The sequence below is a fragment of the Thermonema sp. genome (assembly GCF_026003375.1).
In the GTDB taxonomy this organism is placed as follows: domain Bacteria; phylum Bacteroidota; class Bacteroidia; order Cytophagales; family Thermonemataceae; genus Thermonema; species Thermonema rossianum.
This window is the reverse complement of the sequence record NZ_BPHD01000001.1, coordinates 859433-873619: the sequence shown is the minus strand read 5'-3', so window position 1 is coordinate 873619 and position 14187 is coordinate 859433. Positions and strand designations below refer to the sequence as shown.

Below are 14187 nucleotides of genomic sequence, written 5' to 3'. Positions count from 1 at the left end.
AAAAAAACTATTTTTGTATGTATGCTGATAACCTGACCGTCTTTATGACCCCAGAAGAAAAAGAAGCCCTGCTGCTGCTTGAGTATGCCATCTTTCGCTATCATGGTTTTGATGACGAAGAGCGGGCACGCCTTGAAAGCGATGCGGCTGCCCTGAACGCCCAAAGCCAATTGGCGAAAGTGTATGCTTTTGTAGATGATATTCTGCAAAAAACCAATCAGAGTGAGGTAGCTGTTTTTGAGGCTGCGCTCACCCGTATCAAAGAGGTATTTGCCGAGCTGTCCGAAGACCGCCGCCTTGAATATGTCATTCAGGTATGGAATGCCAACAAAGCGAAAGGTTACGTAACCGAAATAGAAGCCATCGCCTTGTTGAAGGTGGCCAAAGAGTTGGGCATTCAACGGGGATTTGTGGAATACGTGCGGCAGCAGCGCTAAAAAAACCTATAGCCATTTTTTCTTTTTGAAAATGAAATAGATGACCACCGTAAGCAATACCATGACACCCCATACCCCAAAGTAGCCATAATGCATCTTTAACTCGGGCATGTATTCGAAGTTCATGCCATATACTCCGACGATGAAAGTCAGGGGCAGAAAGAATACCGAGAAAATAGTGAGTATGCGCATCACCTCGTTGGTTTGGTGGGCAGCCAACGATAAATAAAAATTCAACAGGCTGCCGGCGTCTTCTTCTGCTTGCCGGAAAGTGTTTTGCAAGTGTTGCGCCAAATCGAGCGTATCTTGCCAATAGAAGCTTTGGTGTTTTTTATCGCTGCGGAAGGCACTCAATACCTCTTGCATAAGAAAAACGATATTGCGCAAAACCCCTGCTTTCCTTTTTAGGAAATACAACCTCCTTTGCATTTGCGGTTGCAGCTCTTCTTCTTGAAACAAACGAACTTCGTACTCGTCGATCTGCTTGATGAGCTCTACTACTATGGGGCGGTAACTTTCCAAACTCTCATGAATCAAATGCACAATGATTTGCCGGGTGCTAAATGCCTTTTGCCACTGTTCGAAGCGCTTGGCTATTTCTTCAATAAATGGCAGGGGCATGCGATGAATCGTAATCAACAAATGGTCTTTGGTGTAAATGGCTATTTTGGTACTAAGGTCTTGCACCGTATGGGCATCGGCAGGGGCATCTTGTTGATAGGCTCTTAAAATAACGAAATGCCCTTCCTCGAAGGGCTCGGCTTTGGGCAGGTGTTCCGGGTCCAGGCAGTCTTGTATGTGTTCAAGGCTGAAATCATAAGTTTGGTGCAACGCTTCGAACTCGGTGGCACCGGGCGACTGCACGTCTATCCAACAAAGCGGTTGTTCATCACCGGGCGTTATGAGTTTGCGAATCATGGAAAATCTTTGTTTTTTGCTTGTAATCGCAAACAAGATAAGCAGAAGAAAGCAATGTACAAGATTGCAATGATTGGTGCCGGCAATGTGGCTTGGCATTTGGCACCCGCTTTGGAGCAGTGTGGGCATCTGGTAACTACCGTTTACAGCCGGCGGTTGCACCATGCCGCAGCACTTTGCGAGCGCCTGTATGAGGCAGAAGCCACAGATTCATTGGATTTTTCCGAGACCGCTGCCAACTTTTTTGTGCTATCGGTGAGTGATGACGCTCTGCCCGTGGTGGTCGATCGTCTGATTTTACCGGAACATCCCCTCATGGTAGTGCATACCTCCGGCAGCCGTCCCTTGGAAGTGTTGCGTGTGTTGGAGGTGCCGCATGGTGTTTTCTATCCTTTGCAAACCTTTTCCAAAACCAAACCGTTAGACTGGCACCGGCTGCCCATCTGTGTGGAGGGCAACACACCTGAAACGGAAGCCCGCCTTTTGCGCTTGGCGCGGGCGTTGAGCACTCGTGTCTATCAAGTCAACTCGGAACGCCGGCGCTATTTGCATGTGGCGGCTGTTTTTGCCTGTAATTTTACCAACCACTTGTTGGCTTTGGCAGAAGATTTGTGCGAACAATATGACCTGGATTTTGACATGCTGCGCCCTTTGGTTGGCGAAACCATCGAAAAAGCCATGCAAATAGGGGCACGCCAAGCACAAACCGGACCGGCGGCACGGGGCGATGTGGAGCTGATAGAGCAGCATTTGCGTCTTTTGGCTCACGACCCGGACAAGCAGCGCATTTACCGCTTGTTAAGCGAGAGCATCCTCAATCAACATTGAAAACATAAGTTCTATCCCTATGCCTGTTTATGTTGCCATCTTGAATATTCCCAAACACCGCGTAGTAGATGCTTTTCAGGAAGTATATACCACTTCTGAAGAAGCAGAGTATTCTTTTCTGCCCGCACTCATCGAAGGACTGGTAAATGGCTTGCGCTGGGTGGGAACCGCCCGCGCCGACGAGTTTGTGGCACAATACGAGCAAGCCGTGGGGGTGCGCTTCGAAGAAGCCGACCTTTTCGAAGACGGGCGCATAGTGGTGGAGATGGCCGACGTGGAAGGCAAGCCTCTGCGCTATTCACGTTTTCAGTTTGCCCCCGGTGAGCCGCCGCGGATGCAGATGAAGACTATCCTGCGGGCTCTGAAAGAAGCCTTGATTGAGCAGGAAGAGTACGAACTGCTGGCAGTACTTAAGCAACGCCTGCCGCAAGAGTAAACTTGCTTGCTCTCTGCTTCGCTTTTTTCTCATGTCAAAACATGCATTTTTCATAACTTTGAAGCTTCCAAAGGATTCCTTGTTTCCCGAAAAGCAGAAATGATACAGCCATATGGAATTAGCAAAGAAGTATAACCCGGCCGAAGTAGAAGACAAATGGTACCGGTACTGGCTTGAAAATAAAGTGTTTTCAGCCAAGCCCAATCCCGAAAAAGAACCTTACTGCATTGTCATACCGCCCCCCAACGTAACCGGCGTGTTGCATATGGGGCATATGCTCAACAACACTATACAGGATGTGCTCATCCGGCGCGCACGCATGCAGGGAAAAGAAGCCTGTTGGGTGCCCGGTACCGACCACGCATCCATTGCTACCGAAGCCAAGGTGGTGCGTATGTTGCGCGAGCGTGGCATCAGCAAGCACGAACTAAGCCGTGAAGAGTTTTTAAAATATGCTTGGGAGTGGAAAGAAAAATATGGCGGCATCATCCTCGAGCAGCTGAAAAAGCTGGGTGCCTCTTGCGATTGGGACCGCACCCGCTTCACCATGGATGACAAGTATTACAAGGCGGTCATCCGTGTGTTTGTGGACCTCTACAAAAAAGGCTACATCTATCGCGGCTTGCGCATGATTAACTGGGACCCCGAAGCCAAAACAGCACTTTCAAACGAAGAGGTCATCTATAAGGAAGAAGGCGAAATATCGAAGCTCTACCATGTGCGTTATCCTTTGGCTGACGGTTCCGGACATGTAGTGATTGCCACAACCCGCCCCGAGACCATTTTGGCAGATACCGCCATAGCCGTCAACCCCAACGATGAGCGCTATGCCGCCTTGGTGGGCAAGCAAGCCTTGGTGCCCTTTGTGAACCGCCCCATCCCCATCATTGCCGACGACTATGTGGACACTTCCTTCGGTACCGGTTGTTTGAAGGTAACGCCGGCACATGACCCCAACGACTATGAAATAGGACTGCGCCACCAATTGGAAGTGATAGATATTCTTAACGAAGACGGCAGCTTGAACGAAGCCTGCGGCGTGGAAAAATATGTGGGCAAGGATCGCTTCGAAGTGCGTAAGATGATAGCCAAAGACTTGGAAGAGGCAGGCTTGTTGGTGAAGGTGGAAGAAATTACGAACAAGGTAGGGCGTTCGGAACGCACCGGCGCAGTGGTAGAACCGCGCCTTTCGTTGCAGTGGTTCATCAAAATGAAGGAAATATCGAAACGGGCACTCGAAGCCGTGGAAAAAGACGAGGTGCAGCTGGTGCCTGCCAAGTTCAAAAACATTTACCGCCACTGGATGGAAAACGTGCGTGACTGGTGCATTTCGCGCCAATTGTGGTGGGGACACCGCATCCCGGCTTACTATTACGGTGAAGGTGAAAACGATTTCGTGGTAGCCGAAACCATTGAAGAAGCGGTGGCACTGGCACGTGAAAAAAGCGGCAACCCGCACTTGCAAGCAAGCGACCTGCGCCAAGATGAAGACGTGCTGGATACCTGGGCGTCGTCATGGCTGTGGCCCATTGCCGTGTTCGATGGTTTTGAAGATGAGTATTTCGACAAAGAAAAAGGGAAAATACACAAAGAGAAGAACGCGGACCTGAACTATTTTTACCCTACCAAAGTGCTGGTAACCGCCCCCGAAATCCTTTTCTTCTGGGTGGCTCGTATGATCATTGCCGGTTATGAATACTTAGACGAACGTCCTTTTGAGCATGTGTATCTTACCGGCATTGTGCGCGATAAGCTGGGGCGCAAAATGTCGAAGTCTTTGGGCAACTCGCCCGACCCACTCGAGCTGATGGCTCAATATGGTGCCGACGGCGTGCGCGTGGGCATGCTCTTTTCTTCGCCTGCGGGCAATGACCTGCTGTTCGACGAGAAACTGTGTGAGCAAGGGCGCAACTTTGCCAATAAAATATGGAATGCCTTCCGTTTGGTGAAGGGCTGGACCGTAGAGGCGGGCGCTGCCATGCCGGCACGCAACCGATTGGCTACAGACTGGCTGCGGGCACGCCTCGAAACCGTGAAACAAGCCCTGGACGAACAGTTTGCACAGTACCGCCTGTCCGAAGCCCTCATGACCCTGTATAAGTTCATTTGGGATGATTTCTGCTCTTGGTACCTCGAAATGGTGAAGCCTGCCTTTGGGCAACCCATCGATGCGCCTACCTATGAGCAGACAACTGCTTTCTTCGATGAAATATTGCGCCTGTTGCATCCTTTCATGCCTTTCATCACGGAGGAGTTGTGGCAGCATTTGAGCGAGCGCCGGAACGGTGAAACCATCTGCCGGGCACCCTATCCGCAAGTGCAGGCAGCAGCCGACACAGGGCTTATAGAAGAAATGGAGCGCATGATGGAGCTCATAGCACAAGTGCGCAATGTGCGTGCCGAGCGCCAAATACCGAACAAAGATAGCCTGCCTCTGTTCATCAAGACGAACCGCCAAGCTCTGTACGAACGCTATGCCGAGATAGTGAAAAAGATGGCTAACCTTGCGGAAATAGCCTTTGGAGAGCCTGCCGAAGGACAAAACGCCATTCCGTTCGTTTTGAAAGAAGACGAGTGCTTCCTGGTGGTAGAAGGAAGCGTGGATACGGAGCAGCTGAAAGCCGACCTGCTCAAAGAGCTCGACTATTATCGTGGCTTCAAGCAGAGCGTGGAAAAGAAACTATCGAACGAGCGTTTTGTACAAAATGCACCGGCAGCTGTGGTGGAAAAAGAGCGTAAAAAGCTGGCAGATGCAGAGGCAAAAATAGCAGCCATCGAGGAAAGCTTGGCAAAGCTTGGGCACGCAATTGACAAGTAATAGCCTGTCTCATACTTCTTTTGTTAAGCACCGCTTCGCGAAGGGCGGTGCTTTTTTCATGCCCAAAAGTAATACCGGCTATTTGCTTGTAATATCCTGAAAAACTGACTATCTTTTTGGTAGAGATTCCCGGCTTTATGCAAACAAAACAGAGCGTACGGCGTTTATATTTTATGACTTTATCAATGCACTCGTATATATGATACCAAACGTACAAGTAACCATCGACAAGGAGTCGGGATTTTGTTTTGGTGTGGTGTATGCCATAGCCATGGCAGAAGATATTTTAGACGAAGAAGGGCTGCTCTACTGCCTTGGCGACATCGTGCACAACGACGCAGAGGTGGAGCGTCTGCAGAAAAAAGGCTTGGTTATCATCACACACGAGGAGCTGAAAGGCATACGCAATGCCAAAGTATTGATACGTGCCCATGGCGAACCGCCTTCTACTTATGAAATAGCGCTTAAAAACAACCTTGAGCTGATAGATGCTTCTTGCCCGGTAGTGCTTAAGTTGCAACACAGAATCAAAAATTCTTTTGACAAGGGAGAACACATATTTATTTATGGCAAGCACGGACATGCCGAGGTGGTAGGCTTGTTGGGGCAGACCCAAGGCAAAGCCGTCGTTTTTCAGTCTTTGGATGAGTTGAAAGATAAACCACTGCCCAAGCATATTACGCTTTACAGCCAAACAACCAAAAGCACGGATAAATTTTACGAAATAAAAGCCGCTTTGGAGCAGATGGGCTATGAAGTGAACGCCAACGATACGATTTGTCGGCAGGTGTCGAACCGGGACAAGGAGTTGCGCGAATTTGCCCGCCGGTTTGATAAGATTGTATTTGTGGCAGGTACCAAATCATCGAATGGCAAAGTGTTGTATGAAGTATGCAAAAGTCAAAATCCGCATACTTACTTCGTATCGCAGCCCGGTGAAGTGCGTCCTGAGTGGTTTGCGCCCGGCGACCGCGTAGGCATTTGCGGTGCTACTTCCACGCCCATGTGGCTGATGGAAGAAGTAAAAGCGAAGATAGAATCTTTTTAAACCGCTATATTTAGAAAACAAACAAAAATCGACCGTCAAAAATGGAATACCTAAGCTTTGCTTTGATTGCTGTCGCTACCTTTTTCTTTATGGAAGGTGTGGCTTGGTTTACCCACAAGTACATTATGCATGGCATCTTGTGGTCTTGGCATGAATCTCACCATAAGCCACACCAAGGATTTTGGGAGAAAAACGACCTGTTCTTCATACTGTTCAGTGTGCCGGCCATCGCTGCTTTTTACTTCGGCTATGCCATGCAATGGTCATGGCTCACTGCCATTGGTGTAGGCATTACGGCTTATGGCATCTTTTATATTGCCTTTCACGATATCATTGTGCACCGGCGCATCAAGATTAAGTTTATGGCAAAGAACCGTTATTTGCAACGCATGATACGCGCCCATAAAATACACCATAAATATTTGGAAAAAGAAGGGGCAGAAGCATTCGGTTTTCTTTATGCGCCTAAAAAATACGATCCCTTCGCCACACGTGAAGACAAACAGCCAAAAGCATCCTGAAACCAAAAAAGGCTAAAACAGCAAAGCTGCCCGCACATTGCCAAAATGAATGATACGGCTGCCGGGCAGCTTTCTTCCTTGATAACCAAAGGTGAGCTGCAAGCCACTGCTCAGCTTCTGTTGCCATTGCAATTGCCAGCGCCAGTTGTTTCCCGGCGCCAATGACTCGAGCAATTCATAAGCCAAGGGCGTGTTCAAATCGCCTTCTGTGTAGGTGAGGCGAATAAAGCTTAACTGCCCTTGTATATTGAAATGAGGGTAGTTGGACCATTGTATGTCCATGCTGCCTTCATACCACCGGGCTTGTACGTTTTCGTTGCCTTCTTTCTGCTGGTAAATCAAACTTGGACGCAGGCGCCACCGCCTGCCGGGCTGCCAGGTGTTTTCTACTTGTGTGCGCCGTACCCGGTAGGCAAAATTCCGATTGAGGAACACGTCCGAGCGGTTGTCCACGTCTTTGATTGCCCCCGACACCACCAATTGCCATTGGCTGTGCCACTGCCACCGCACACTTATTTCGTAGTTCTCTTCGCGCCGGGTCTCGTAGCCCTGTGTGAGCAGTTGCCGCTGGCTGCTTTGCCATTGATTGATGGTAATGCCATAAACCGGATGGCTGCGGTTCCAAAATACCGTATTGCGCAACAGTTCGCGGCGTGAGAGCAGCGCTTCGTCGGCGGGGCGGAAAAAAGGAAGCCAGCGGGCAAGCCCATCGTTGCGGTTGACTTTCTGATTGAGTTGCCAATTGCTAAGCCCCGACAAGGCTTTGAACACACCGCTGCCCGGAAACTGCCATTGCAAGCGATAGTACCAATCGGAGCTGTAGGCAGTCACATACTCATCGGTGGGTGTGAATACTTTAATGTAATTTTTTTCGTCGGGGTTGAGGGCAAGGTAAAACTCATTGAGTTGGGCTACGCCGTCGCCATTGTCGTCGCGCCAAGTGTGCGTGCCTTGCCCTACGGGCACCTGTATGAAGGCAAAAGTGCGCTTGAGTTCCCGCCCGCTGCCATGTTGGTAAATCAGTCGCTGTTGCAGCTGTTTACGGCGGCTGCGGCTTTCCCATGCCAGGCGTGCTGCCCAGTTCTCTTCATTACGCAGGCTGTCGGCATAAAGCAAATGACGGTACGTAAGGCGCGCTTCTATGCTTTGTTGCTTGCCTTGCCGGTTTATGTCGGCTTGGGTGGTGTTTGTGTAGGTAAAAAGCTGCATGCTGCCTTCCTTGGGGCGGTAGTCTTCCCGGTAGGTGTGCATCAGCTGCCAGCGGAAACGCGCCGTGTCGGGCGATTGCAAAATGCCGCTCAATGCCTGATAGTGCATGGCTGAAAAGGTGATGCTGTCGTTGCTGCTTTGTATTATCTTGTTGTGGTCGAGGTCGGCAATGACTGCAGGTTGTATATGTTTCCCTTTATACTGCAGGCGTGTGTAACTACGCCACCAACGGCTTTGGCGTTGGCTTTGCAGGCTGTCGGCATAGAGTAGGGCATATAAGCCAAAAAACTGTTGTTCGAACACCCAGCGGGAAAACTCACTTTTCCAGCGGATGCGGCTTTGCCATCCTTCCAGTTGCTTATCGCGCCGGCGGTAGTTTACTTCTGCCCGGTAGCCGGTATGGTGCCCGTCGAAATGGCTATACCATTCTACAATATGCTCGCTTTGTTGGTTGAGGCGGGTGGTGTCGTAAGGCAACGACCAATCGCGGTTGAACTCTACGGGACGAAAGCGGTCGATAAAAGAAAAGGAAGGGCTGTTGTACTCATAAATAAAACCACTTTCGCGCCGGCGAAGGCTGTCGAGCGTGGGGTGTTCTATTTGGTAATGCAGGCGCCCGGTGTAGCCTGCATTGTCGCCGTCGTCAATAGGAGAGTAGAGATTACGGTCTGTGAGTGAGTGGGCAAGGTCTATGGTAATCCGCTGCCGCCGGCTTAGTTGCCGGCTATGATGCAGATGCCACATACTACGCTTTTCGGGCAGGCGCACCGGCGTAACCGGGGCATAGTTGCCTTGTGGAATGCCGTTTTGCGGCTCTACCCACTGAAACACTTGCCCGTTGGCTAAGGAACTACTCAGCACGTAGTTTCCTTTGTTGGGACCTACTTCGGAAAAACGCACCTGATAAACCGGTGCACCGGGTTCGGTCGTATATACAAAAACACCTTCATACAAGCCGGAAGCGGTCAGCGTGTCAATTTTTTTGTATAAAACCAAGTCGGGAGAGAAACTCACGGTATCGGCTGCCGTAATAAAAGCGCGTTCGCTTTGGTCGCCCACCAATGCCAATTGTTGTTTGTCTTCGGGGCGCAAGCTGAACAACAGCGGTTGGTTGGGGTTGTCGGTTTCTATGTAATAACTCAAACGGGTATGGCTGCGCCGGCTTTCCCACGTCTGTTGAACAAAGCCGGTCAAGCGGCTATAGGTGCGGTCAGTATATTGGTAATCGACGCGTATGCGGCTAAACTGCGTGATGACAATATGCGGGTTAAAGGTGATTTCGGCTTGGTTATAATCAATGACGTAGTCGCGGTCAAAGCCCCTTTCCAATAGTTTGCCGTCCAAATAGACTTTTTCAGAGCCTGCCAATACCAAAATAAATCGCTCATTTTGTCCCCCCCGCAGCCTGTATGGTCCCAAGGCGCCTTCGATAGGCTGTATAAACGCCGAATGAAACTTGCCTTTGGCAATGGCAAAGCCGGCTTTGCTTTGTGCTTTGTGTTTTCCTACGGCATAGTGGGTTTGCAGGTAGCCCCCTTGCACGTTCCGCCTGAAGCGCAAAAAATAATCATCGTTCTCGCTAAGTACTACGTCGCCCAACTGCAGGCTTCCGTTTTGATGGATGAACTCAATGAGTATGTTGTCAAAGTCCTGTATCTGCTGTGTGTTGCCTTCGGGCTCGTAGGGCAGTTGGCGGTCGGTGATGGAAGCACGCAGTTGCACTTGCTCGCTTAGTTTGCCTTCTATTTGCAGGTTGAGCGTAGAATTAAACTGTGCGGTGTTGCCGGTGCCCACACTGAGGCCGCGGGCTATGACGCCCGAAGTGTGCAGGCTGTCGCTGCCAAGCAGTGCCATGCTGTTGGCAGGCAAAGTATTTTGCCCGGCCACCGGACGGAAAAAACCGCTTGAATCGATAAGTGCCATGCTGCGTTTGGCATAGCTGTCTTGCAGGGGCAGGAGCACCACACGATAACACACCAATACCGAATCGGGTAAGCCGGGTGTAGCAAGAAAATACAGCTGTTGGGTGCGTGTATCGAAACGAAAAGGGACACCGGCGGCAGGTGAGGCAATACGTATGCTGTGAGGCAGAACAGGCAGGCTGTCGAGCCGGAGGGTGTCGTGCGTGGCTATCCACCGGCACTGTTCCTGTGCATGAGCAGGGAACAAGATGCCCAAAAGCACGCATAAGCCGCTTAGGAGAGTGGCGGCAATTCTATGAAAAAGCATGTGCCTTCGCCTTCTTTGGTTTCAAACCATATGCGCCCATTCATTTGCTCGATTCCCCGCTTGGCTACTGCCAGACCAATGCCCGAGCCGCTGGCTTTGGTGGTGAAGCTGGGCGTAAATATCCGCTTTTGTATGTGTTCGGGGATACCGCTGCCATTGTCACGCACTTCTATGCGAATCATATTTTCTTCGGTACGGTAAAGCGATACCATGATTTGCGGGGTGCGATCGTCGGGTACCGCCTGAATGGCATTCAATATCAGGTTGGTTAAAATACGCCCTGTGAGCCGGTCATCGCCCATGACCTTGAAGGAGCCGGGCGCTATGTTGGTTAAAAAGAAAACGGTTTTATTTTGACTGCGGTGCAGTTCTATAATGTTGCGCAGGGTATCGGCTATATCGAAAGGTGCCAAGCGCGGCGAGGGCATCTTGGCAAAGGTTGAGAAAGAGGTGGCAATGTCGCTGAGTGTATCTATTTGTTGTACCAGACTTGAAATGGTGCGGTGCAGCATGCGTTGCAAGTCTTCCTTGCTTACGTTGTCACTTTGCATGCGTCTTTCGAGTTGTTGAAGGGTGAGTTTCATGGGGGTCAGCGGGTTTTTGATTTCATGGGCTACCTGCTTGGCCATCTCGCGCCATGCCGATTCCTTTTCACTCTGTGCCAATGCTTTCTTACTGCTTTCCAAATTGAGCAGCATACGGTTGTATTCATTCACCAGCAGCCCTATTTCATCATCTGAATCCCAATCCAGCGGTTCATTGTAATCTTGGAAAGTGGTTTTTCTTAGTTTTTGGGCAATCATCTGCAGGGGTTCGGTCAAGGTGCGCGAGGCTACTTGCGACAAAAGCAAGAACACACTGAAGGTAATGGTGAAAATATTGATGATGATAGCCAGCAAATCGCTGAGTTTTTGGCTTTGCTCGTCTTGTGCTTCGAAGAAGGGTATGCTTAAAATGCCCAGCAGCTTGCCGTCTTCAAATGATTTCACCGCCACATACACCGACTGATAGCGCAACTTCCCGATTTGTTCTTCCAGCAATATGTTTTTAAATCGCAAGTCGCGTATGGCCACCAGCGCCTTGGGGTTGATGAGCGTCGAAATCAAGCCGTTTTCAAAAATATTGGGCTGGCTGGAGGCAATCAGGTTGCCTTCGGCAGAAAAGAGGTTGATATCCACTTGCCCATAGCGGCTTAGGATGGCCAGCTCTTGCTGAAGCGCATCCAGCTGCAGGTCTTCGTTGTCGAACAGCTGCAGACTGCCGCTCAAACTCAACATGGCATTATTGGCTTGTTGCAAGAAAGAGCGCTGCAAGTCTTCTTCGTATGAGTTCTTCATGAAACTCAGGGTGAACGCACTTACGATAAGCAGCGGCACAAAGAAGGCGAAATTAAGGTAAAGCTGTATTTTGGCAGTGAAAGACAGGCGGTTGAAAGACAGGCGGTTCCTGCTAAGCAATAAGAACAAGGCACCGGTAAAAAGAATCAATATCAACAACAGAAAAGAAAAGTTGGTAAAGCTGCGGCTAAGCTTGTAAGCCGGCGACGATACGACCACTATCTTTGGCGGTGTGTTGCTTGTGCGCTTTGCCCTGTCCAAAACAGCTACATGATGAAAACCATTACTTTCAATCCCTGTTTGATACAATGCAGCTTCGTTGAGCAGGCGCGAATTGAAATCCTTTTCGTAGTTGTACTGTCCGTAGCTATAAAGCAGCCGCCGCCCCAGCCATACCGAATAACTGTAATGTTGCACTTCCGACGGCATCCGGAAACGGCTATCGACCATCAACTCGGGATAAACGTTGTAAGGCAGGTCTTTTTTCTGCTTGAGCTCAAGCAAAACATAGCCTACCGGCACGCCCTGATGTTTGATGAGCACTTTCAGTATATAGGCGCGCAGCAGGTTGGGACTTATTTTATACTCTACGGCTTGCTGTTCGTTGATGAAATACAAATAGGGCTCTTCGGTTTGGAATTGTTTTTTCGCGTATTTGTGCAGGTAAGTGTCTAAGTGGGCGGCATCGCTTTTATCAAGTGAATTGCCTTGCGCATCAAACAGCAGAATGCGTACTTGGTAGTTGTCAAACCGGTTGTTGAGGTGTATGCGCCGTATTCGCTGCTTAATGAGTTGCTTGGGAAGAAAAGGCGAGCGCAAATGCTCCTGTATGTTATAGTCTTTTCTGATTTGCTCGTGTACTTCTTTCAACAGAAATTCGGTGTAGAGATCCCGTTCTGCCATCAACGATTCGGCATAGCGCACTTTGTTTATCAATATGCGCTGTTGGCTGTAAAGGCCTAGGGTGTAAGCCCCTGTGAAGGCACACACCACCGCGCCGGCAAAGAGGTAGAGGGTGGTGCGGTAGCGCAGCTGAAACAAATAATTGGGCAGCTTGGTAAAAGCGCTTAGCAAAAAGAAAACACCATGAATGAAAACAATCCATGGATGATAAAAATGAGCTTGATAGCTCAGCATCACAATAAATAAGGTAGCGGTGCTGAACGAAAGCATCATCCACAGAGGGTGCTGCCGTAACAGCTTACAAAAGAGACGTACGCATAAGTTGGTGAGCAGAAAATAAACAAGACAGAAAAGCAAGAAAACAAACAAGGCAACAATGCGTGCAGCAGAAAAGTTGATTTGCGTGCTTATGTCCAGTGATATGGTGGCATCTAAGTACAGAGTACTGATAAAGTACACAATCAATCCGATGGACACATAGGACAGCAGCGCCAGACAAGTAGCCCATACAAATCCAAAGATGCGGTTGACCTTGTGCAGGCGGTGGATAAAGAAGGTATGAGGCAGATGCACGCGCAAGGCAAACACCAGCCAGGTGAGCAGCAAAGCATTCACCAGCAAATCGCCCAGAGACGGACTCAGCATGGAAGAGGCGTAGAGTTTGGAATCGAACAACTCCGCCCGGGTGAGGGTGCTCAACCAACGATAGTGGGTCATCACACCGCGGCAGAGCAGCAAATACACAAAGAAGGCAGCCCAAAAGAACTCGAACAGTTGCTTTTGTATCCAATAAAACCGGCTCAACCATATTGCCCAGGCAAGCAAAACCATGCCCAGGCAAGCAATGCCAATTACAATACGCTGCACAAACGCCTGATTCAAGCTTATGCGTGCATCGGGCATGAGCATGTAACTGAACACCACCTGCCCGTTGGGGGCTTTTACTTCCACTATGTCGGTGGTTAAGGGCGGATTGATGCGTATATCTTCCTGTTGTGTTACCGGTATGATAGCGGTATTGAAGCCCGACTGCAGGTAATTGTTTTCCACCGGGTAGCGCCGGTAAATGGGAATCAGCACATACGTTTCTATGTAGGCTTTGCCACCGGTTAAGAACTCATCGTGATAGGCAAGGAAAAGACCACGGCTCAAATTCAGCAGGCGGTAACGGTACGCGCCTTTGAGGTGCTCATACGGAGGCACGAAGCTGAAATCTGACCAAAAGAAGAGTGAGCCGTTTTTGAAAACATAGAAAGGGTAGGGTTGCTCATCGAGTATTTGCGCCAATGCCGCTTGGTTGTTGTTCTGAAAGGTCAGGCGCACGCGGTCTGCTTCTTCCTGCGCTTCTTCGAAAGCATGCAACACATTTTCTTGAATCTGGCTGTCTATGCCTGCATGCGATAAAAAACGATGGGCTGTGTCAAAAGAAAGCAGCCATGCCAAAAGCAACAGCAATAGTCCGCCAGCAGATAATAAAAGGACACGAGACCGTATCTTTTGTGT

Annotated in this window: 9 protein-coding genes; 6 read left to right on the top strand and 3 right to left on the bottom strand. The window is 49.7% G+C overall.

The genetic code is table 11. From position 1 onward, the window contains the following. Nucleotides 1-17: 17 nt before the first annotated feature. The gene (locus tag QVE43_RS03685) at nucleotides 18-437 is read left to right on the top strand and encodes a hypothetical protein (protein WP_051633410.1); all 420 of its coding nucleotides are present in this window, start codon (nucleotides 18-20) and stop codon (nucleotides 435-437) included. A 6-nt stretch (nucleotides 438-443) separates the two neighbouring features. Here QVE43_RS03685 and QVE43_RS03680 read toward each other — a convergent pair whose 3' ends face one another. Continuing rightward, nucleotides 444-1355, bottom strand: a complete 912-nt coding sequence (locus QVE43_RS03680; RefSeq protein ID WP_288004380.1) for a CorA family divalent cation transporter — start codon at nucleotides 1353-1355, stop codon at nucleotides 444-446. On the opposite strand from QVE43_RS03680, the gene QVE43_RS03675 reads away from it, so the two are divergent. From QVE43_RS03675 to QVE43_RS03655, 5 genes are all read left to right on the top strand, one after another. Beyond that, complete coding sequence (locus QVE43_RS03675) at nucleotides 1236-2183, top strand: Rossmann-like and DUF2520 domain-containing protein (protein ID WP_288004378.1); 948 nt, start codon at nucleotides 1236-1238, stop codon at nucleotides 2181-2183. The two genes, QVE43_RS03680 and QVE43_RS03675, sit on opposite strands and share 120 nt — an antisense overlap. Nucleotides 2184-2202: 19 nt before the next feature. After that, entirely contained in the window at nucleotides 2203-2619 is a 417-nt protein-coding gene (locus tag QVE43_RS03670; protein ID WP_288004376.1) for a hypothetical protein, read from the top strand. A 112-nt stretch (nucleotides 2620-2731) separates the two neighbouring features. Then, nucleotides 2732-5437 (top strand): valine--tRNA ligase, encoded by a 2706-nt coding sequence (locus QVE43_RS03665; RefSeq protein WP_288004374.1) that lies wholly within the window; start codon nucleotides 2732-2734, stop codon nucleotides 5435-5437. Nucleotides 5438-5636: 199 nt separating this feature from the next. After that, nucleotides 5637-6485, top strand: a complete 849-nt coding sequence (locus QVE43_RS03660) for a 4-hydroxy-3-methylbut-2-enyl diphosphate reductase (protein WP_038032936.1) — start codon at nucleotides 5637-5639, stop codon at nucleotides 6483-6485. A gap of 41 nt (nucleotides 6486-6526) precedes the next feature. Further along, entirely contained in the window at nucleotides 6527-7006 is a 480-nt protein-coding gene (locus QVE43_RS03655) for a sterol desaturase family protein (protein ID WP_038032938.1), read from the top strand. A gap of 12 nt (nucleotides 7007-7018) precedes the next feature. Here QVE43_RS03655 and QVE43_RS03650 read toward each other — a convergent pair whose 3' ends face one another. Next, nucleotides 7019-10444, bottom strand: a complete 3426-nt coding sequence (locus QVE43_RS03650; protein ID WP_288004371.1) for a hypothetical protein — start codon at nucleotides 10442-10444, stop codon at nucleotides 7019-7021. After that, nucleotides 10411-14127 (bottom strand): HAMP domain-containing sensor histidine kinase, encoded by a 3717-nt coding sequence (locus QVE43_RS03645; protein ID WP_288004369.1) that lies wholly within the window; start codon nucleotides 14125-14127, stop codon nucleotides 10411-10413. The genes QVE43_RS03650 and QVE43_RS03645 overlap by 34 nt, the downstream gene beginning before the upstream one ends. Between the last annotated feature and the right edge of the window lie 60 nt (nucleotides 14128-14187).